The 20,623-nt window shown below is 73.3% G+C and carries 18 protein-coding genes; 12 read left to right on the top strand and 6 right to left on the bottom strand.

The window, feature by feature from the left end; genetic code table 11:
• Nucleotides 1-6: 6 nt before the first annotated feature.
• The gene (gene pip / locus ACZ6NC_RS08720) at nt 7-993 is read left to right on the top strand and encodes a prolyl aminopeptidase (RefSeq protein ID WP_465730393.1); all 987 of its coding nucleotides are present in this window, start codon (nt 7-9) and stop codon (nt 991-993) included.
• Nucleotides 994-1,125: 132 nt separating this feature from the next.
• Nucleotides 1,126-2,742, top strand: a complete 1,617-nt coding sequence (locus ACZ6NC_RS08725; protein WP_465730395.1) for an esterase/lipase family protein — start codon at nt 1,126-1,128, stop codon at nt 2,740-2,742.
• 211 nt (nt 2,743-2,953) lie between these two features.
• Here the strand turns inward: ACZ6NC_RS08725 and ACZ6NC_RS08730 are convergent, their stop codons facing one another.
• Nucleotides 2,954-3,490: a MarR family winged helix-turn-helix transcriptional regulator gene (locus ACZ6NC_RS08730; protein ID WP_465730397.1), complete on the bottom strand. Its 537-nt coding sequence runs from the start codon at nt 3,488-3,490 to the stop codon at nt 2,954-2,956.
• Nucleotides 3,491-3,566: 76 nt separating this feature from the next.
• Here ACZ6NC_RS08730 and ACZ6NC_RS08735 point away from each other — a divergent pair, with 76 nt between their 5' ends.
• The 3 genes from ACZ6NC_RS08735 (at nt 3,567) to ACZ6NC_RS08745 (ending at nt 7,705) form a co-directional block, all read left to right on the top strand.
• Nucleotides 3,567-4,841: an MFS transporter gene (locus ACZ6NC_RS08735; protein WP_465730399.1), complete on the top strand. Its 1,275-nt coding sequence runs from the start codon at nt 3,567-3,569 to the stop codon at nt 4,839-4,841.
• Between the two features lie 49 nt (nt 4,842-4,890).
• Complete coding sequence (locus tag ACZ6NC_RS08740) at nt 4,891-5,889, top strand: YdcF family protein (RefSeq protein ID WP_465730401.1); 999 nt, start codon at nt 4,891-4,893, stop codon at nt 5,887-5,889.
• Nucleotides 5,890-6,301: 412 nt separating this feature from the next.
• Entirely contained in the window at nt 6,302-7,705 is a 1,404-nt protein-coding gene (locus tag ACZ6NC_RS08745) for an extracellular catalytic domain type 1 short-chain-length polyhydroxyalkanoate depolymerase (protein WP_465730639.1), read from the top strand.
• Nucleotides 7,706-7,773: 68 nt separating this feature from the next.
• On the opposite strand, the gene mca is transcribed toward ACZ6NC_RS08745, so the two are convergent.
• Both mca and ACZ6NC_RS08755 read right to left on the bottom strand, forming a co-directional pair.
• A complete protein-coding gene (mca, locus tag ACZ6NC_RS08750) occupies nt 7,774-8,655 on the bottom strand; it encodes a mycothiol conjugate amidase Mca (protein ID WP_465730403.1) in 882 nt (293 codons plus the stop codon).
• Between the two features lie 120 nt (nt 8,656-8,775).
• A complete protein-coding gene (locus ACZ6NC_RS08755) occupies nt 8,776-10,137 on the bottom strand; it encodes a DHA2 family efflux MFS transporter permease subunit (RefSeq protein WP_465730405.1) in 1,362 nt (453 codons plus the stop codon).
• Between the two features lie 234 nt (nt 10,138-10,371).
• Here ACZ6NC_RS08755 and ACZ6NC_RS08760 point away from each other — a divergent pair, with 234 nt between their 5' ends.
• Entirely contained in the window at nt 10,372-11,016 is a 645-nt protein-coding gene (locus ACZ6NC_RS08760; RefSeq protein ID WP_465730407.1) for a TetR/AcrR family transcriptional regulator, read from the top strand.
• 154 nt (nt 11,017-11,170) lie between these two features.
• Entirely contained in the window at nt 11,171-11,851 is a 681-nt protein-coding gene (locus ACZ6NC_RS08765; RefSeq protein ID WP_465730409.1) for a DUF6445 family protein, read from the top strand.
• Between the two features lie 92 nt (nt 11,852-11,943).
• Here the strand turns inward: ACZ6NC_RS08765 and ACZ6NC_RS08770 are convergent, their stop codons facing one another.
• Entirely contained in the window at nt 11,944-12,588 is a 645-nt protein-coding gene (locus ACZ6NC_RS08770; RefSeq protein WP_465730411.1) for an endonuclease, read from the bottom strand.
• A gap of 65 nt (nt 12,589-12,653) precedes the next feature.
• On the opposite strand from ACZ6NC_RS08770, the gene murQ reads away from it, so the two are divergent.
• A complete protein-coding gene (murQ, locus tag ACZ6NC_RS08775) occupies nt 12,654-13,583 on the top strand; it encodes an N-acetylmuramic acid 6-phosphate etherase (protein ID WP_465730413.1) in 930 nt (309 codons plus the stop codon).
• Between the two features lie 113 nt (nt 13,584-13,696).
• Here murQ and ACZ6NC_RS08780 read toward each other — a convergent pair whose 3' ends face one another.
• The gene (locus ACZ6NC_RS08780) at nt 13,697-14,209 is read right to left on the bottom strand and encodes an isochorismatase family protein (protein ID WP_465730415.1); all 513 of its coding nucleotides are present in this window, start codon (nt 14,207-14,209) and stop codon (nt 13,697-13,699) included.
• A gap of 78 nt (nt 14,210-14,287) precedes the next feature.
• Nucleotides 14,288-14,944 carry a TetR/AcrR family transcriptional regulator C-terminal domain-containing protein gene (locus ACZ6NC_RS08785; RefSeq protein WP_465730417.1) on the bottom strand — a complete coding sequence of 219 codons (657 nt, stop codon included), beginning with the start codon at nt 14,942-14,944 and terminating at the stop codon, nt 14,288-14,290.
• Between the two features lie 160 nt (nt 14,945-15,104).
• On the opposite strand from ACZ6NC_RS08785, the gene ACZ6NC_RS08790 reads away from it, so the two are divergent.
• The 4 genes from ACZ6NC_RS08790 to ACZ6NC_RS08805 all read left to right on the top strand — a co-directional run bounded on the left by ACZ6NC_RS08790 (nt 15,105) and on the right by ACZ6NC_RS08805 (nt 20,596).
• A complete protein-coding gene (locus tag ACZ6NC_RS08790) occupies nt 15,105-16,550 on the top strand; it encodes an MFS transporter (protein ID WP_465730419.1) in 1,446 nt (481 codons plus the stop codon).
• 181 nt (nt 16,551-16,731) lie between these two features.
• Nucleotides 16,732-17,412, top strand: a complete 681-nt coding sequence (locus tag ACZ6NC_RS08795) for a vWA domain-containing protein (protein WP_465730421.1) — start codon at nt 16,732-16,734, stop codon at nt 17,410-17,412.
• A gap of 2 nt (nt 17,413-17,414) precedes the next feature.
• Nucleotides 17,415-18,557 carry a protein phosphatase 2C domain-containing protein gene (locus tag ACZ6NC_RS08800; RefSeq protein ID WP_465730423.1) on the top strand — a complete coding sequence of 381 codons (1,143 nt, stop codon included), beginning with the start codon at nt 17,415-17,417 and terminating at the stop codon, nt 18,555-18,557.
• Entirely contained in the window at nt 18,554-20,596 is a 2,043-nt protein-coding gene (locus tag ACZ6NC_RS08805; protein WP_465730425.1) for an LppU/SCO3897 family protein, read from the top strand. Before ACZ6NC_RS08800 ends, ACZ6NC_RS08805 begins: the two co-directional genes overlap by 4 nt.
• The last annotated feature ends 27 nt before the right edge of the window (nt 20,597-20,623 follow it).

Below are 20,623 nucleotides of genomic sequence, written 5' to 3' on the forward strand. Positions count from 1 at the left end.
CCCGCCATGCCCGCGTTCTATCCGATCAGCGAGCCGTACGCGCAGGGACTGCTGGACGTCGGTGACGGCCAGCAGATCCACTGGGAGGCCTCGGGCAACCCGCAGGGCAAGCCCGCGCTGACGGTGCACGGCGGCCCCGGATCCGGGCTGCGCGCGGGCAACCGGAAGTACTTCGATCCGGAGCGGTACCACCTGGTCCACTTCTCCCAGCGCGGCTGCGGGCAGAGCCGGCCGCACGCCGCCGACCCGGCCACCGGCCTGGAGCACAACACCACCGCCCACCTGATCGCCGACATGGAGAGGCTGCGCGAACACCTCGGCATCGAGCGGTGGCTGCTCTACGGCGGGTCGTGGGGTTCCACCCTGATCCTCGCCTACGCGCAGGCCCACCCCGAGCGGGTCTCCGAGATCGTGATCTGCGGGGTCACCATGACCCGCCCCGAGGAGACCGACTGGCTGTACCGCGGTGTCGCCCGGCTGGTCCCCGGCCCCTGGGAGGCGTTCCGGGACGCGCTGCCGCCCGCCGACCGGGACGGCGACCTCGTGGCGGCGTACAGCCGGCTGCTGAACAGCCCGGACGAGAGCGTCCGACGCAAGGCCGCACACGACTGGGCCACCTGGGAGGATGCGGTGATCGCGCACGAGGTGCTCGGCGCGCCGAACGCCTACACCGACCGGCCGGACGACGCGCTGATGGCCTTCACCCGCATCACCGCGCACTACTTCTCCCACGGCGCCTTCCTGGAGGCCGGCCAACTCCTGCGCGACGCCGGGCGGCTGGCGGGCATCCCGGGAGTGCTGATCCACGGTGCGCTGGACCTCGGCTCGCCGCTGGAGAGCGCCTGGACACTGGCCAAGGCCTGGCCGGACGCGGAGCTGACGGTCGTCCAGGACTCCGGGCACACCGGCAGCCCGGCCATGCGCGAGGCGATCTTCGCGGCCATCGAGCGGTTCGCCGGGCCGGATCCTGAGCGCAAGCCCCGACACGAGTAGTGACGAGTCATCAACGGTCCGCACCCGGGGGGTGACAGCCCGGGTGCGGACCCCGACACTGGAGGGAGAACCTCCACTTCCATGGGTCGGCCGGTGCCGGCCGGTACCGGCCGCGGAGAGGGCAGGCCGGCCATGAACACGCCGTCCGCCAGGCTTCCGATCATCTACGTCCGGGGTTACGCCGGGGGCACCTCGGGGATCGAGAAGGCCGTCACGGATCCGTTCTACGGATTCAACGAAGGCTCGACGCACATTCGCGTCGGGCGCGAAGACTCCCCCGTCTTCTACCAGTTCGAGAGTCCCTTACTGCGGCTGCACCTCGACGAGGGATACCACATCTTCGTCGAAGGCGGTCAGGAGACGTATCTGGAGACCCACGACCACATCCCGCCGGACAGCATCTGGATCCACCGCTTCTACGACCTCTCCTCCGGCACCTGGGGCGCCAAGCCCAAGCAGTTCGACCTGGAGTCCGCCGCCGCCGACCTGCTGGCCCTGATCGAGAAGCTGCAGGCCAAGACGGGCGCGCCACGCGTCCACCTGGTCGCCCACTCGATGGGCGGGCTGATCTGCCGCTGCCTGCTGCAGAAGACCATCCCGGACCTGCGCCCGGGCCGCCGGGCCGCCGACTACGTGGCCAAGCTCTTCACCTACGGCACACCGCACGGCGGGATCACCTTCGACGTCGGCTTCGGCGCCCCGGAGGCGCTGCGCGACGCCCTCAACATCAACGGCGCGGACATCTTCGGCCCGGACCGGATGTACCGGTACCTGACGCCGGCGGCCCGGCTCGACCCGGACGGGCCGCCCGACGGCTGGCGGGCCGTCGACATGCCGGACGACGACGGCACCGGCCCGGCGGAGGACGCCGCCGGTGCGTTCCCGCTGGAGCGGGTGTTCTGCCTGGTGGGCACCGACCCGGCCGACTACGACGTGGCCCACGGGATCTCGGCGGCGACGGTCGGGCCGCGCAGCGACGGGCTGGTACAGATCGCCAACGCCCTGGTCACCGGCGCCCAGCACGCCTTCGTGCACCGCAGCCACAGCGGGCGCTACGGCCTGGTCAACTCCGAGGAGGGCTACCAGAACCTGCGCCGCTTCCTCTTCGGTGACCTCCAGGTCCGTGCCGACCTGGTCGGGATGGAGCTGCCGACCGACGACCCCGACGTGACGTGGCAGGCCGAGGTCGCCCTCTCGGTACGCGGGCTGCCGGTGACGATGCACGAGCGGGTCGCGCCGCACTGGTGCCCGATCCAGCTCTCCGACCCGGCCGGAAACGGTGACGGCAGTGACGGCGGCCGTGGTGGTGGCGGCAGTGGTGACGGGGACGGCCATGGCAGCGGGGGCACGGGGAACGGGGCCGTCCGGCTGGCGACCGCCTTCCTCTCCAGCGCGCTGTCGCGACCCGATGCGACCGGACCGCTGCGCTACGCGCTCGACCTGCGGGTGTTCTCCCTGCGCGAGCACCACGGGTTCTTCGGATTCGGCGACCACCTCGAACGGACCGCCGACTTCGCCGACAGCCTGATCGTCGACGTGGACGCCTCCGGGCCGCGCCCGGCCGCCTGGGCGCACTGGAACTCCCGGATCACCGGAGCGATCAAGGATCTCCAGCCCGGCGACGACCCGCTCCCCGACGACGACCCGGCCGCCGACTCCTGGGTCGGCCACGTCCAACTCCCGACGACAGCCGCCCCGCTCCTCGGCCCGCACGCCGCCGTGCGCCTCTCGGTGAGCCCCTGGAACTAGACAGCCTGCCCGGCGGTCAGGGGTGCGGCCGCCTCCCCCGCCCGGTCCCGTCGGCCCGCCCGTCGGCTTGCGCGGTCCCGTCGGCTCATTCGGCCCCGTCGGCTTGCGCGGTCCCGTCGACTCGTGCGGTCCCGTCGGCTCATTCGGCCCCGTCGGCTTGCGCGGTCCCGTCGGCTCGTGCGGTCCCGTCGGCTCATTCGGCCCCGTCGGCTTACGCGGTCCCGTCGGCTCGTGCGGGTGCCTCCGACGCCAGCAGCACCCGGCGCAGCAGGTCGGAGAGGAGGCGCCGCTCCTCGGGTGCCAGGACTCCGAGCAGCCGGTGCTCCTCGCGGCCGACCACGTCCAGCGCCTCCTGCCAGGCCTCCCGGCCGGCCTCGGTCAGCTCGACGTCGACGCGGCGGCGATCCTCGGTGGAGGGGGTGCGGATGACGAACCCCCGGCGTTCCAGGGCTTCGAGACGGCCGGTCACCGAGGCCGGGGCGAGGTTGAGGTCGGCCCGCAGCTCGGACGGGACGGCGCGGCCGCCGCGGCCGGCCAGCTCGTGGAGCGTGTCGAACTCGTGCTTCTGCAGGCCGTAGTCGGCGACGCCCTGTTCGCGCACCCGGCGCAGGTGGCGGGTGAGCTTGTTCATCCGGGTGACGGCGCCCTCGATGTCCGGGTCGAGGTGCGGCAGGACCGACTGCCAGCGCTCGACATGGCCGTCGGTCCAGTCGCGTGGCTCGTCGAACCGTCGTTCGGGGTGCTCCATGGGTCGAGTCTAGGCGGCGCCGATCGGCAGCTGATATTTCGTTGCCGAAATTTTGGTACCAAAATATAGTCCCGCCGTGACTCATCCACTCGGACTCCGCGACTTCCGGCTGCTCTTCGTCGGCCGGACCATTTCCACCCTCGGCGACGCCGTCGTCCCGGCCGCACTGGCCATCGCGATCACCCGGGCCACCGGCTCCTCCGGCGCGCTGGCGCTCGTACTCGGCTGTGCGATGGTGCCCCGACTACTCCTGCTCCCGCTGGGCGGGGTGGTCGGGGACCGGTTCAACCCCCGGGTGGTGGCGCTGCTGACCGACCTCGTCCGGGCCGCCGCGCAACTGTCCGTCGGCGTCGAACTGATCGGCGCCGAACCGCGACTGCTCCACATCGCCGTGGCCGAGGCGATCGGCGGCACGGCCTCGGCCTTCGCCATGCCGACCGTCTCCCCGCTGGTCGCCGCCACCGTCGAGGGGCCGCTGCGAATGCGGGCCAACGCCCTCCTGGCGTCCGTCACCAACGTCGCCCGCCTCGGCGGACCCGCGCTGGCGGGTCTGCTGGTGTACACGGCGGGCGCGGGCTGGGCGTTCGTTCTGGACGGCGCCTCCTTCGCGGTCAGCGCCGCCCTGCTGGCGCGGATCACCGTCCGGCACACCCCCGGCGAGCGCCGCCCGTTCCTCGCCGACCTGACCGAAGGCTGGACCGAACTCCGTTCGCGGACCTGGTACTGGACCAGCCTCATCGCCCACGGCGCCTGGAACGGCGCCAGCACCGTCCTGCTCACCCTCGGCCCGCTGATCGCCGCCCGCGAGCTGGGCGGGGACGGCGTCTGGATCGCGATGACCCAGGCCGGGGCGATCGGCATGCTTGCCGGGTCGCTGGTCGCCGGCCGGGTACGCCCGGGCCGCCCGGTCCTGGTCGCCAACCTCGGCCTCGCCCTCTACGCGCTGCCGCTACTCGCCCTTGCCACCACCGCCCCGGCTCCGCTCACCGTCGCCGCCTACGCGGTGGCGATGGCCGGGCTCGGCTTCCTCAACCCGGTCTGGCAGACGGTGGTGCAGCAGGAGTTCCCCGACCAGGTGCTGGCCCGGGTCACCTCCTACGACTGGCTGCTCTCGCTGGCCGCCGCACCGCTCGGTTACACGCTCGCGCCACTGGCCGCTGACGCCTGGGGCAGCACCGGGCCGCTGCTGGTCACGGCCGCCCTGGTCGCACTCGCCTGCGCGGGCACGGCGGCGGTGCCGGGCGTACGGAGGATCGGACGGACGGCCCCCGACGGACCCACCGGGCCTAGCGGGCACGCCGGTTCGGACGAACCGGGCGAGCGCACCGAGGCCGCCGAGGCCCGCGCCTGACCGGGTTCCAGCGGTCCTACTGGTCATACCGGGCACCTACGATACAAACATGATCGCCTATGCCCCAGCGGCCCTCTTCTTCGTCCTGTGCGGGATCGGGGTCTTGCGCGACCGTCGTCAGTTCAGCAACGCCGTCCTGCTCGGCATCGCCGTCTCCTTCCTCGCCCTCGCGCTGCTCGCCGAACTGCGCAAGGCGCCCACGCTGGTGGCCGAACTGGCGGCGGCCGCGATCATCCTGCTACCGGCGATCGGCACCCTCGCGCTGATCGGCTTTCTGATAGCCAACGGCGTCACCATGATCCGCAAGGAGGGCCGCCGGCCCGCCAACCTGCTCTCCCTGCTCGCGGGCCTCGGCATCCTCACGGTGCTCGTCCTGCTCATCGCGGCGGTGCTCACCCACTCCTACCGGCTCGGCATCCTCGCCGGAACCGCCGTGCTGGTGGTCGGGTACGTCGCCTTCCTGTTCGTCTGCTTCGTCGGCTACGCCTTCCTGTACGGCCGTCACCGGCCGCGCCGGGACGTGGACTTCGTCGTGGTGCTCGGCTCCGGCCTGATCGGCGGAGACCGGGTGCCGCCGCTGCTGGCCAGCCGGCTCAACCGGGGCCGCGACGTCTTCGAGAAGCAGGCCGCGCGCGGCAACCCGCCGGTACTGATCACCTCCGGCGGCCAGGGGCCGGACGAGAAGCTCCCGGAGTCCCATGCGATGGCCGACTACCTCGTCGGGCGCGGCTTCCCCGCGGAGCGGATCGAACGCGAGGACCGCTCCCGCACCACCGAGGAGAACCTGTTGTTCAGCAAGGCGATCATGGAACAGGCCAAGCCCGACTACCGCTGTGTGATCGTCACCAACAACTTCCACGCCTTCCGGGCCGCGCTGATGGCCCGCAAGACGGGCGTCAACGGGCAGGTGTTCGGCTCGCCGACGGCGGCGTACTACTGGCCGAGCGCGACCATCCGCGAGTTCGCCGCGGTGTTCCTCTCGCACAAGCTGATCAACTTCGGCATCTGCGGCGTGCTCGCGCTCTGCGGGCTGCTCGCCGCGCTCTGACGCCGACTGCCCCGCCGGCTCACCTCCCTCCGCGACTGCGACTGCGACTGCGACCATGGCCGGGCCGTGGCCGTGGCCAAGAGGGCGACCGGGACGGCCACCGCCACGGCCGCGCCATGGCGGTACCGGACATGACGGGCCGCCCGAGGCCAGGGGACCGTCACATACCTCGCGGCGGCCGGACGCGCCACGCTGCACGGCGTCCCACCCGAACTCCTCCCCCACCTCGGAGTCCCCCATGGCTGTGCTGCCCACCACCGTTACGTCCACCCCGTCCGCGGCTTCCACGGGCGCTCCGCCGCGGCGCGGCGGGCGGTTCGCGCGCTCCGCCGCCGCCGCGGTGCTGGCGGCGGGCGCGCTCGCGGCCGCCACCGTGCCCGCGACTGCGGGCCCTGCCGTCACCGCGGGCACCATGGCCGCCGCAGCCTCGGGGGTCACAGGGGGCACCGCGGCCGAGGCCGCTCCGGGCGGGACGTATCAGCAGGTCACTGGCTTCGGCACCAACCCGGGCAACCTGGCGATGTTCGCGTACGTCCCCACGGGTCTGCCGGCCGGTGCGCCGCTGGTGGTCGCGCTGCACGGCTGTGTGCAGACCGCCAACGACTACTACCGCAACTCCGGCTGGACCAAGTTCGCCGACCTCTACGGCTTCGCCGTGGTGTTCCCGCAGACCGGCTCCGCCAACAACAGCCTCTCCTGCTTCAGCTGGTTCGACGCGAGCAAGGACAGCCGGGGCACGGGCGAGGCCGAGTCGGTGGTCGAGATGGTCTCCAAGGCCGAGTCGCTGTACGGCTCGGACAGCCGCCGGGTGTTCGTCACCGGCCTCTCGGCGGGTGGCGGAATGGCAGCCGACCTGCTGGCCGACTATCCCGACGTGTTCGCCGGGGGCGCGATCGACTCCGGCCTGCCCGCCCACTGCGCCACCACCCAGAGCGGCGCCTCCGGCTGCCAGAACAACGACCAGCGGCTCACTCCCGCCCAGTGGGGCGACAAAGTCCGCCGGGCGTACCCGGGTCACACCGGGCCGTGGCCGCGGGTGGCGGTCTGGCAGGGTAGCGCCGACACCACCGTGAAACCGGTCAACGCGACCGAACTGCGGGACCAGTGGACGGATGTGTGGGGCATCGGCCAGAGCGCGTCCGCCACCCGGAGCCTGCCTGGCGGTACCACTCAGTCCGTCTACAACGACGCCGGCGGCCGGCCCGCCGTGGCGCTCTTCTCGGTCGCGGGGATGGGCCACGGACTCGCGGTCAGCCCGGGCTCCGGCGCCGACCAGTGCGGAGCCACCGGCAGCTACTTCCTCAACACGATCTGCTCCAGCTACTACACCGCGCAGTTCTGGGGCCTGGACGGCGGTGGCGGCCCCACCGACCCCTCGCTGCCCGCGCCCACCGAACTGACCGCGACCGCCACCGGCCCGGACACCGTCTCGCTCGCCTGGCAGGCCGTCACCGGCGCCGCCTCGTACGCGGTGTACCGGGACGGCGTCCGGGTGGCCGGCCCGGCCGGCGCGTCGTCCACCGACACCGGGCTGAGCGCCGGGACGACGTACACCTACACCGTGGCGGCCGTCGACACGGCGGGCGCCGAAGGTGCCCGCTCGGCGGCAGTGACGGCGACCACGGGCAGCCACGCGCCGCAGTGCTTCACGGACAACAACTACAACCAGGTGAAGGCGGGACGGGCGACGCAGAGCGGCGGCCTCACCTACGCGCTCGGCTCCGGGCAGGGCATGGGGCTCTGGAACACCTTCACCAGCCACACCCTGAAGCAGACCGGCCCCGGCTGGTTCGTCCTCGCCGACGGCCAGTGCTGACGCACCGGCAGAAGGCGTCACGGCCGGTCGGCTCGGCCGGCCGCCACGTGCCGCACAGCTGAGGCGCCTCATCCGCTCGCCTCCCCGGGGCGCAGGCCGGCGAAGAGGTCGGCCTCGGGGAGCGCCGTGCGCACCAGGCTGCGCGCGAGGTGGTAGTCCTCCGTCGGCCAGACCTCGCGCTCGATGTCGCGCGAGTGTGCCATGAAGCCGGCACCGGGCTCGATCTGGGTGGCGTGCGCGAGCAGCGCTGCGTCCCGGACGGCGAACTGCTCGGCGCACGCGATCCGCGTGGTGGTGGCGAGCGCGGGCGGGGCGTCCGGCCAGTCGGCGAGCAGCTCGCCCATGGCCGAGTCGACGCCGTGCGCCGTCATGGCGTCGTGCAGGGTCTGGAACCAGGCCCGGGAGAGCGCCAGGTGGTAGTAGAGCTTGGCCGGCTGCCAGGGCTCGCCCGCCTCCGGGTACCGGTCCGGGTCGGCGGCCGCCTCGAAGGCCTCGACAGTGACTTGATGAGTCATCACATGGTCGGGGTGCGGGTAGCCGCCGGTCTCGTCGTAGGTGATGACGATGTGCGGGCGGAACTCGCGGATCAGGGCGACCAGTGGTGCCGCGGCCGTCCCGACCGGCTGGAGGGCGAAGCAGCCCTCGGGCAGCGGCTCCTCGGGGCCCGGCATACCGGAGTCGGTGAAGCCGAGGAAGCGCTGGTCGACCCCGAGGATCTCGCGGGCGGCCGCCATCTCCTCACGCCGGATCCGGGCGAGGTCGGCCCGGACCTCGGGGCGGTCGAGCGCGGGGTTGAGGACGGATCCGCGTTCGCCGCCGGTACAGGTCGCCACCATGACCTCCACGCCGTCGGCGGCGTACCGGGCGAGGGTGGCGGCGCCCTTGCTCGACTCGTCGTCGGGGTGGGCGTGCACGGTGAGCAGGCGGAGTCCGGGGTGCTTGGTGAACATGCGTAGTCCTTCTCTCGAATCTCGACGGTCTGGTGTTTCGGCGATCGGTGTTTCGACGGTCCGGCGTTTCCACAGTCGGTGTTTCGGCGTTTCGGCGATCGGTTGATCAGCGGTGGCCGGTCAGTGCCGCTTGCGGCCGGCCGGATAGAGCAGGGCGGGTGCGATCGCAAGGGCCGAGAGGCCGAACACCCACCAGAAGGTGGAGCCGAAGGCCGCGGCCGGGTGCGCCGGGTGCTCGGCCATTGACTGCTGGAGGACGAGCGTGAGGACAGCGGTGCCGAGCGCGCCGCCCACCCGGTTCAGCACGTTGACCGCGCCGGCGGCCGCCGGGACCTGGGCCCGCTCCACGCTGCCGTACACCGCTGCCATCCCGGGGATGACGATGATGCCCATGCCGGCGCCCCGCAGGGCCAGCGAGGCGGCCAGCAGGCCGTCGGCGGGGCCGGAGCCGGCGCCGAGCCGGGTGAAGGCGAGCGTGCCGATCAGCGAGCAGGCTATGCCGAGCAGGATCAGCGGGCGCGGGGCCACCCGGTCGGCGATCCGGCCGGCCAGCAGCGAGGTGACGGCCGTGCCGAGCGCCTGCGGCGCCAGCAGCATCCCCGCCTCGACGGCTCCGCGCTGCTCGACCTGCTGGTAGTAGAGCGGCACCAGGAACATCGAGCTGTAGAGCGCGGCGCCTTGGAGGAAGGAGTTGGCGGTGGCCACCGAGAAGCCGCGCCGGGCGAACAGCCGCAGGTCGATCAGCGGCGGCCGGCCCTCACCCGGGGTGCGCAGTGCGTGCACGCCGTACCCCAGCAGCAGTGCGGACCCGATCCCGATGGCCTCCGCGCTCGCCGTACCCCCGGCGTCGCCGATGGTGGCGAGCCCGTAGACCAGTGCCGTCAGGCCCGGCGAGAGCAGGGCGAGCCCGAGGGCGTCCAGCCGGGGTCGCGGCTCCGGCCGCTGCCCGTCGGCCGGGATCAGGCGGGCGGCGAGCAGCAGGGTGGCCAGGCCCACCGGGACGTTGAGCAGGAACATCCACCGCCAGTCCAGTTGCTCCAGGACGAGGCCGCCGAGGACCGGCCCGAGGACCGGGGCCAGGCTGATCGGGAACATCAGCGTGCCCATGACCCGGCCGATCCGGGACGGGCCGGCCGCCTGTACCATGATCGTCTGCCCGAGCGGCTGGATCATGCCGCCACCGATCCCCTGCAGCGCCCGGAAGACGATCAGGCTGCCCGTCGACCAGGCCAGCCCGCAGAGGGCGGAGCCGGCGACGAAGAGCGCGACCGAGACCAGCCACGTCCGGCGGGCGCCGAACCGCCCGGCGGCCCAGCCGGAGAGCGGCATGGCGAGCGATATGGCCAGCAGGTAGCCGGTGGACACCCACTGGACGGCCGCCATGGAGCTGTGCAGGTCGCGGGCGACGGCGTCGATCCCGACGCTGACGATCGTGGTGTCGAGCAGGGCCAGCACGGGGCCCAGCGCGAGGACCGCCCCCATCCTCAGCAGGCCGGGCGGCAGCGGCTCGCGCCCGCTCCCCCTTAGCCCGGCGCGTGCCGAGCCCGATGTGCGTGACGTACCCGAACCTGCGACCGATGCGGCCATGGCCCCTCCCCGGAGTCGTCCGTGCGGCGACCACTCCGGCCGCCGGAAAAGAACTTAGGTCCGACCCATCGACTAGGTCAAGCCTAATTTCTGTATCCAACCCAGCCAACCTGCGCTAGGGTCACGTCCATGACCGACGGCACCCCCAATCTGCGCGAACTCAACAAGCGGCGCACCCGCGAGGCGATCTCGCACGCCGCGACCCGGCTGTTCATCGAACGGGGCTTCGACCGGACGACGATCGCCGAGGTCGCGGCCGCCGCCGGCGTCGCCAAAATGACCGTCACCAACCACTTCCCGCGCAAGGAGGACCTGGTCCTCGACCTGCACGAGGAGATCGTCGCCGGGCTCGCCCGGACGGTCACCCGGCGCACGCCCGGCGAGTCCGCGCTGGCCGCGCTGCGCCGGGAGTGCCTGGCCGCGATCGACCGGCACGATCCCGCGCTCGGGTTCTCCGGCCCCGCCTTCGCCCGCACCATCACCGAGAGCCCCGCGCTGGTCGCCCGCCTGCGCGAGATTCACGAGCAGAGCGAGGACGCCCTCGGTACCGCCCTCGCCGAGGCCACCGGTGCCCCGCCCGCCGACCTCACCGCCCGGCTCGCGGCCGGCCTGCTCGCCGCGGTCCACCGGACGCTGTTCGCCGAGGTGTTCCGCCGCGTCCTGGCCGGCGAGGAGTACGAGCCGATAGCCGACGCCATCCGCCCGGCCGCCGGCCGCGCCTTCGACCAACTGGAGAGCGCCCTCGGCGGATACGCGGTCCGGCCGACGGCGTGATCGCCACCCGTCTCGCTGAAACCGGCCTCACCGCGACCGGCTCACCGCGACCGGCCTGAGCAGCGACGACAGGCGACGACACAGCGCGACACTTGACGAAAGGTTGACCTGCTCACGGCAGAAAGTTGGGGAGCGCCAACCCTATGGTCGGCGCATGCCCTCACAGCCCCTCAGGCGGACCGCCCTGCCGGTCCTGCCCTACCGCAAACCCACGCCCGGCCGGGACTACTGGGTGATCAACGACGTCCTGCCCGATCCCGACGCGGTCCGCGAGCGCGTGCTGGCCCGCGGGGACTGGACCGAGGGCTACCCCTACCGGCCCGAGGCCTGGCCCGGGCTGCGCACCATGCCCGGGCTGGAGCCGGACGAGCTGGCCCGGGTCGAGGCACTGGTTCGCAAGGCGACCGGCGCCTCCCGGCTCTGGGTGCAGAGCACACCCGGCGGCGGGACGCTCAACCACAACTGCGTCCAGGTCGTCGGCGCCGGGGAGTCGACCTCCCGCCCGCACACCGACTCCCGGGCGCTCTGCCGCTACGCCGCCGTGCTCTACCTCAGCCCCGGCGCCCCGAAGGAGGCCGGGACCAGCTTCTACCGCCAGCAGTTCCCGGGCGGCCGGCTCGGCGGCAACGTGGTCAGCGCGCCGCACAACAACCTGGTGGAGGCACTCGGCACCCGGCACGTCCCCGGCGACGCGTTCACCGAGGACGTCCGCGTCCCCAACCGCTACAACCAGCTGCTGCTCTACCACGCCAACCTGATCCACAGCGCCACCACGTACTACGGCACCCAACTGGAGGAGCGACGGATGACGGCGGTGTTCTTCTGGATGGCCTGACCACGGTGACGGACGACCCGACCACGGTGACGGACGACCAGACCGCAGTGACGCACGACCGGACTGCGGCCGGACGGGCCGGCCCGGGCCGTTCACGGGGCGGCCGCCAGCAGCTCACGCGGCGCGCCGTGGGCCAGGCCGACCCTGGTCAGCGCAGCGGCGAGGCGATCCAGGTCCGTGAGCGGGACCAGCTCCGCGAGGCCCGCCGGGGAGTCCGGGAGGCCCAGCTCGGCGGCCACCGCACGGGCGCGCCCGTCGAAGAAGGGCTGTAGCTCCGGCCAGACGGCCTGGGCCTCGCGGCAGAAGATCCCGGCCCCGACCGGCCCGATCCGCGGGAAGTCCTGGAGCAGCGCCACAACCCGCCCGGGTTCGCCGCCCGCCTCGGTCCGCAGCCGCCGGAGATCGCCGTGCCAACGGTCGAGCAGGAGGTCGGCGCCCCGGCCGAGGGCGGTCGCGGTGCTCTCGTCGTACCGGACGTAGTGGGCGCGCCCGAGGGCGCCCACCACGGTCTGCCGGCTCGCCTCGGTCATCGCGCGCGGTGTCCGCAGGCCCGCCGCGAAGAGTTCCCGGGCGGCGGCCACGGCGGTGGCGGCGCCGATCCGGACGGAGCAGAGGACGGTGAGGACGAGCAGTTGGTAAAGCGGCGCCGGGGTGTCGCGCAGCGCGATGCCCGCCTCCTCGGCGTAGGTGCGGCCGTACCGCTCCAGCAGGGCGGCGACGGTGCGGTCCTGCTTCATGGCATGCCTCCCTCCCCGGGCACCTGCCCGGGTTGGCGCCGCCCATGCATGGGGACGTTGCCTCCATGGAATCCGAACCACCCACGCAGCCGGCGACCGAGGCGGTACGCCCCGAGTGGGCCGCGATCGACCGGATGGCGACCCTCGATCTCCTCCGGCTGATGAACGCCGAGGACCGCACCGTCGCCGAGGCGGTGACCGGCCGGCTGCCGTCCGTCGCGGCCGTGGTCGACGCGGTCGTCGCCCGCATGGGCCGGGGCGGCCGGCTGGTCTACGCCGGCGCGGGCACGGCCGGGCGGCTCGGGGTACTGGACGCGAGCGAGTGCCCGCCGACTTTCGGCACCGCGACCGGCCAGATGGTCGGCCTGATCGCGGGCGGGCCACCGGCCCTGGTGAGCGCCGTCGAGGGCGCGGAGGACCGCGCCGACCTCGCCGTCGCCGACCTGGCGGCACTGGCGCTGACGCCGGCCGACAGCGTGGTGGGCATCTCCGCCTCGGGCCGGACGCCGTACACGGTGGCGGCCGTCCAACGGGCCCGCGCGGCCGGGGCACTGACCGTGGGGCTGGCCTGCGTCCGGGGCTCCGCCCTGGTGGCGGCGGCCGAGCTCGGCATCGAGGTCGAGGTCGGGCCCGAGGTGGTGGCGGGCTCGACCCGGCTCAAGGCGGGCACGGCGCAGAAGCTGGTCCTGAACCTGCTCTCCACCGCCGTCATGGTCCGGCTCGGCAAGACGTACGGAAATCTGATGGTCGACGTCCGCGCGGGCAACGAGAAGCTCCGAGACCGGGCGCACCGGATCGTCGCCCAGGCCACCGGCGCCGACGAGGCCACCGTCCGGGCGGCGCTGGCCTCGACCGGCGGCCGGGCGAAGGACGCCATCCTGGTCGTCCTCGCCGGGGTGGACGCGCCGACCGCCGACCGGCTGCTCGCCGCCTCGGGCGGACGGCTGCGCGAGGCGCTGGAATCCCTGCCGCCCAGGGCCCGGCCGAGCCACTGACACCGACGCCGAGCCGGGCTGGCCGACGGCGACCGCCGCCGACAGGACCGACGTGCGCGGGAGCCGACGGGCCCGGGCCTCGCGCGACCGCCGGGAGCCCCGGGAGCCCCGGGTCAGCCGAAAGCGACGGCCGCGCGCCCGACCAGCTCGCCGAAGCGCGGCAGGTCCAGCTCGACAGCCGCCCGGTGCTCCGCCTCCGTCAGGGCGGTCATGGCGTCCTCGACGAACACGAGCTCGTAGCCGTGGTCGGCGGCCGCCCGGGCGGTCGACTCGACGCCGAGGTTGGTCGCGATGCCGCCGAACACCAGGGTGTCCACGCCGCGCGCCTGGAGCAGCTCGTGCAACCCGGTGCCGTGGAACCCGCCGATGGTGCGCTTGACCACGACGGCGTCGGCCACCGCCGCGACCTCGGCGGCCAGCTCGCTGCCGGGCGGCTGCTCGGCGACGTTCGGGCGCTCGACGCGGACGGCCACGACGGGGGCGCCGGCCGCCCGGAACGCGGCCGCGAGGTCCAGCGAGACGGCGAGCACGTCGGTGCCGGGGCGCGGGGCCAGCGGGGCGGCGATGATCCGCTCCATCAGGTCGACCAGGATCAGGGCGGTCCGGGCGGGGTCAAGGGTTCGCATGGCCGATCACGCTAGCCGATCAGCGGAACCGGCCGGGCCCCCGCCGGGCAGCTCCTCGCCGGCTCGACCATCACCGGGCTACTCCTCGCCCGGCTGACCCTCACCGCCCGCCTGCTCCGCGGCGATCGCGCCGCGGAACCCCTCGATCAGGACGCGCAGCCCGTAGTCGAAGTCGGCGTCGTGGTCGGTCATCCGCAGGGTGTCGGCGGCCTCGCGCAGCAGCGGAAGGTCGCGCAACGCCTCGTCCGGGAAGGCCGGTTGGTCCCGTTCGCCGGTGTCCTGGCGCCACGCCTGCTCCTCGGTGACCCAGCCCATGATGTAGCGGTCGACCGTGAGCAGCAGCCGCAGGGCGGTGCGCGGGCGCAGCCCAGCCCGGCAGAGGGCACTCAACTGGGCCTCCACCGCAGGGAGTTCGTCCGCAGTGGGCAGGGTGCCGGCGTGCACGCGGGCACCGTCGCGGTAGGCGAGCAGCGCGCGCCGCTTGGCCCGTGCGTCCTCGGCGAGCCAGTGCGGCCAGTCTTCCGGCACCGGTTCGCGGCCGGGCGGCAGAGCCTCGGCCAGCATGGCCTCCGCCATCAGGTCGAGCAGCTCCCGCTTGTTCTTGAAGTGCCAGTACAACGCCGGTGACTGGACGCCGAGTTCGCGCGCGAGACGGCGCGTGGTGAGCCCGTCGATGCCGACCTCGTTGAGCAGACGCAGGGCGGTCCGGACCACCTCGTCGCGTTGCAGTGCCATGCCGCCCCGGCCTCCCGTCCGCCTGTGCCACCAGTGCCGCCAATGCCGTGTCCGCCGCGCCTGCCGTGCCCGCAGTTAGTCGCTTGGCACCCCACCTTATCGCTGCTAAGTTCCACGCTCGGAATTTATCACTGATAAGGACGAAGGGACCGATGCCGCGATGGACACGCGGACGAACACCCGGAAGGACCGCCCCCACCGCACCCACCGCCCACGCCACCACCGCTTGCGCCGCCTGCCGTCCCGACTGCTGCCGAACACCGCCCCCTGGCGGTCCTCCCGCGACTTCCGGCTGACCTGGACCTCCGGCACCGTCACCATGCTGGGCTCGGTCTTCACGATGACCGCGATCCCGCTGCAGATCGCCGACCTGACGGGCTCGCCGCTGGCCGTCGGCGCGGTCGGCGCGGTGGAGCTGGCCCCGGCGATCGTGCTGGGCCTCTACGGCGGGGTGCTCGCCGACCGGGCCGACCGGCGGACCGTCGCCCTGACCACAGAGCTCGCGCTGGCCGTGCTGAGCGCATTGCTGCTGGTCAACGCGGTGATCGGCGCACCGATGCTCTGGCCGCTCTACGCCGCGGCCGGCTGCGCGGCGGCGCTGCAGGGGCTCCAGCAGCCCTCACTGGAGGCGATGATCCCGCGCCTGGTGCCGCACGACCAGCTGGTCGCGGCGGGCACACTGCTCTCCCTGCGGTGGAGCATCGCCGGGCTGGCCGCCCCGGCGGCCGCCGGTGTAGTGATCGCCACGGCGGGCGTGCCGTCCGCCTACCTGATCGACCTGGCCACCTTCCTGGTCTCGATCGCCCTCCTCGCCCGGGTCCGCCCCGTCCCGTCGGAGCGGGACGCCGGGGCGCCGCAGCTGCGCGAGTTCGCCGAGGGCATGCGGTACGCCGCGCGGCGGCCGGACCTGGTGGGCACCTACCTGATCGATCTGGCGGCCACGGTGTTCGCCCTGCCCACGGCACTGTTCCCTTTCCTCGCCCGGGAGTTGGAGGCGCTCTGGGCGCTCGGGCTGCTCTACTCGGCCTCCGCGGCGGGCGGTCTGCTGGCCGCCGTTGCCAGCGGGTGGACCGAGCGGGTGCACCGGCATGGCCGCTTCGTCCTGGCCTCCGGCGCGCTGGTCGCCGCGGCGATGGTCACGGCGGCCGCCTGCGGGGGTGTCTGGGCTGTGCTGCTCTGCCTGGCCGTCGCGGGCGCCGCCAACTGGGTCGGCGACACCTTCCGTACCGCGATCTGGAACCAGTCGATCCCGGACGAACTCCGGGGCCGCGCAGCTGGCTTGGAGATGCTGATCGGCTCCGCCGGCCCCGCCCTCGGCGATTTCCGGGCCGGCGGGCTCGCCGCCCGCTACGGCATCCGCGCCGCCCTCCGTGCCGGCGGACTGGCCTGCCTCGCCTCCACCGGCGTGCTGGCCGCCGCATTGCCCGCGCTCTGGCGCTACGACCGACGCACCGACCAGCACGTGGCGGCGGCCCGCGCCGCCCACGACGACCCCGCCCTGAAAAACCCCGCCCTGAAAGACCCCGCCCTGAGAGACCCCGCCCGGAAAGCCCCGGCCCCGAACGGCTCCGCTCCGGACGGCGGGCCGGCGGGGCCACTGAGCTGATCATCAACGCCCCCTCCGGAACGCCGAGTTCCGAACTTCACCCGTCACCATCCGTAGACCGACCGAGTGCGGTGCGGCTACTGTCGAAGTGTTCGACGACGATCGTCCTCACGGGGGTGCGGACCGGGACGGTCGGCCGGATCGCCCAGGTCCGCCGCGGTGTGGAAGCGAAGGGGAACCGGTGCCTGACGTCAAGGGTGTGTTGCTGCCCGCCTACGTGGTGGCCGACGAGTCAGGGTCGATGGCGGTCTGCGAACGGGAGCTCGCCGACGGTCTGGTCTCCCTCCACGAGTCGCTCCGGGCCGCACCGATGCTCGCGGACAAGGTGCGGCTGGCGATCGTGGGGTTCGCGGACGACGTGGCGGAGCGGCTGGCGCTGACCGACGTCCGCAACGAGGTACACCTGCCCCGGTTCGTCATCAGGGGCGTGACCAACTACGGAGCCGCCTTCCACGACCTGCTCCGGCGAATCCCCGACGACGTGGCCCGGCTGAAGCGGGAGGGGTACCTGGTGCACCGACCGGTGGTCTTCTTCCTGAGTGACGGCGCTCCCACCGACGGCGAGGCGTGGCGTAGTCCGCATCAGCGGCTCACCGACAAGGCCGTCACGAAGGCGGCGCCGAACATCATCGCCTTCGGTGTGGGCCATGCCGAGGCCAGGACGATGGTGGAGGTCGCCACCCGTCCGGACTTCGCCTTCGTCTCCATCCCCGGGGCCGACGTCGGACGGTCCATCACGGTGTTCTTCGAGATGCTGACGGAGAGCCTCATCGAATCGGGAAACTCCTTGGTGAGCAGGCCCGAGCTGATCGTCAAACAGCCCGATCCCAGTCTCATGCGCGTGGCGATCGACATGGTGTGACCGTGGAACAGCCGGTCACCCCTGGGCGGGACACCTGGCCGGGCGGCCCCGCCCGGGCGCCCATTCCGCCGCCTCCGCCGTACGCACCCAGCGCCCCCACCGCACCCGTCGCCCACCACGGGTTCGGGAGCGGGCCCGCCCCGGACCGGTGGTCGCCGATCGTCGTCGACCGCGCGGGCCCGGTCTTCGAGCCCACGCCGCCGGTGGGGCGGTACTTCCGCCCGGACACCGAATCCGACGGCTGGTCGACGGACTACGCCCGGCTGCGGCTGGCGTCCGTGCGCGGCAACGCCCATCGCTACTATCGCAGGCCCCGCCAGGACTCCGCCGCCGCGACCGTCCACGCCGCTTCGGAGACGATCGTGTTCGCGGTCGCCGACGGCGTGTCGGCCGCGGAGCTCCCCGAGCTCGGCTCCGCGTTGGCCTGCGAGGCCGCGATCCGGGCCGTCGTCGAGCAACTGGACGCCGGACGAACCGAGTTCGACTGGGCCGCCGTGGTGCAGCGGGCGGCCGCGGCTCTGACGCAGCAGGCCGCGGCGCTCCTGAACGGCCCCGGTCCCGGCATCGATCCCCGGCTTGGCGCCGATCCCCGCCCCGGTCCGGCATCCAGCCCCGAGCCGGCATCCAGCCCCGGTCCGGTACCCCGCCCCGAGCCGGCGCCCGATCCCACCGCCGCGCCCGATCCGGTGAAGGTGGAGCGGCTGCTCGCCACCACGCTGGTCGTCGGAACGGCACGACCGGTCGCCGGCGGGCTGGAGGTCCGGCTGTCCCGGGCCGGTGACTCCGGGGCATGGGTCCTCGACCTCGGCCGGGCCGCGTACCGTCCGCTGTTCGCACCGAAGTACGACCCGGAAGCGGAGATCGTCTCGAACGCGGTGGTCCCGCTCCCCCGCTGTCCCGACCCGGCGGAGCTCGCCGGGTGCCTGCTCGTCGCCGGACAGGTACTGCTCGTCGGCACCGACGGCTTCGGCGATCCGCTGGGCGACGGGGACGGCCAGGTGGGTGCCCTGTTCGCCCGGGAGCTGGCCGTGCCGCCCTCGGCCGCCTGGCTGGCACACGTCCTGGACTTCTCCCGTCAGACCTTCGACGACGACCGGACGCTGATCGCGATCTGGCCGGCCGACGGAGCGGAGCGGCTGCCATGACGACCCCCGTCCCGGCCGTCGGCCTCAGCGCCCTCACCCTGGGCGAGAGCCTGGGCAAGGGCGGCCAGGGCACCGTTCGCGCAGTGCGGGGACGGACGGTCGACGGATGTGCGGCCGTCTACAAGGAGTACCTGCCGGAGGTGCTGCCCTCGCTGGACGTCGCGGCCCTGCGGTCGATGGTGGACCTGCCGCACGGACTGGCCAGCCCCGACGCCCGCTGGCTGCTCCAACGAATGGCCTGGCCCGCGGCCCTGGTGACGCAGCCCGGGAGTGTCACGGGCTTCCTGATGCGGAAGGTCCCCGGCGAGTTCGAGTTCGACTACCAGGGGCTCAGCCCGAGCGGTTCGGGCCGCAAGCTGGCGAACTTCGAGTTCCTGCTCAACCGCGACGACTACGTGGCCGGGATCGGTCTGCGGATCAGCCCGCGCCATCGGCTGGAGCTGCTCGCGGACCTCGCCGAAACGCTGGACCGGCTGCACGGGCTCGGCATCGCGGTCGGCGACCTCTCTCCCCGGAACGTGCTCTTCACCAGCGGGCCGGGGGCGTCCTCCTTCCTCATCGACTGCGACGCGATGCGGCTCCACGGCCGGAGCGCGCTGCCCCAGGCCGAGACCCCCGGCTGGCAGCTCCCCCCGGGCGAGGAGAAGGCGACCCGGCACAGTGACGCCTACAAGTTCGGCCTGCTGGCCATCCGGCTGATCGCGCGGGAGCAGGGCGCGACGGACCCGCAGGTGCTGGCGCCCGTCGATCGTGAACTGGCCGAACTGGCGCGCAGAAGCGGGCTGAGCGCGCCACCCGGCCGTCCGGCGCCCGGCGAGTGGATCCCCGCGTTGCGGCGCGCCGCCGCGCGTGCCTCGACCAGGCCCGCCAAGGCATCGCAACCGATCCCACCGCCACCGAGCGGGACGACGGCCCCGGTCGTGCCGGTCGCGCCGGTCCTGCCGGTGCCGACGAGCCCGCGCCGCCCACCGGCGTTCTCGGGCTCCGCAGGCGGTACGTCCAGCGGATTTTCGGGCGTGGCCTCGGGCGGGGCGTCCGGCGGAACGACGAAGCCCCGCACGGGAATCGGCAAGGTCGTCGCGATCGCCGCCGGGCTCATCCTGCTGTTCGCGTGGTTCGGCTCCCACCAGTCCGGCAGCCTTATGTCGGACCCGGCGCCCGTGTATACGGGGCTGACCGGCGGACCCGTCCCCCCTCCGCTGCCGGCCCCGAAGCCTCCGGCCCCACCACCACCCCTGCCGGAACCACCGCCCGTCCCCGCACCACCGCCCGTCCCCGCACCACCGCCCGTCCCACCACCGGCCCCGGAGCCACCCGCGCCACCACCACCTCCTCCTCCACCACCACCGCCTCCGCCGCCCGATCCGGTTGAGACCGCCCGCGCCGGCGACTGCTTCGACAACACCGGCACCGAGCGCCAGTTCAAGCTGGAGTCAGCGTCCTGCGGTGACGGCGTCTTCAAGGTGGTCAAGGTCCTCCAGGGAACGACGAACGACAGCGGCTGCGCCGACGCCGTCAACGGCACGGTGAGCGTCTCGTACCCGCGGATCAACCGCGTCCTCTGCCTGAGCTACCAGAACCTGAGCAACACCGCCTACTACGCCAAGGCCGGGGAGTGCGTCTACGGTGGCCCCGTCAACTCCACCTGGAGCGTGCAGCCCTGCCGGCCGGGCAACTTCACCGTGCTGGCCCGCCACCAGGGGGAGAGCAGCAGCAGCTGGTGCAGCTCGACGGAGGGCTATCAGGCGAGCGAGTACTTCCCCGTCCCCCGGTGGCCCGGCCAGAGCAGGCGGCTCTGCCTCGCGATGAACTATCCCGACGCGATGGGGCGGGCCGTGGTGAACCAGTGCATGACCAAGACCATGTCGGGTGGTCAGGCGACCTTCACCGCCGCCTCCTGCGGCCAGGCCAACGTCGTGGTGACCCGCCGTACTCCCACTTACCACGACGTCGCCTTCTGCGGCACGGACGGCTCGACCTGGTGGCAGCCCCGCGAGTATCCGAACCTCGGGTACACGGTCTGCTTCCGGGCCCGCTGAGGAGCCGGCCGAGGAGCCGGCCGAGGA

Source organism: Kitasatospora sp. NPDC041988 (genome assembly GCF_055588525.1).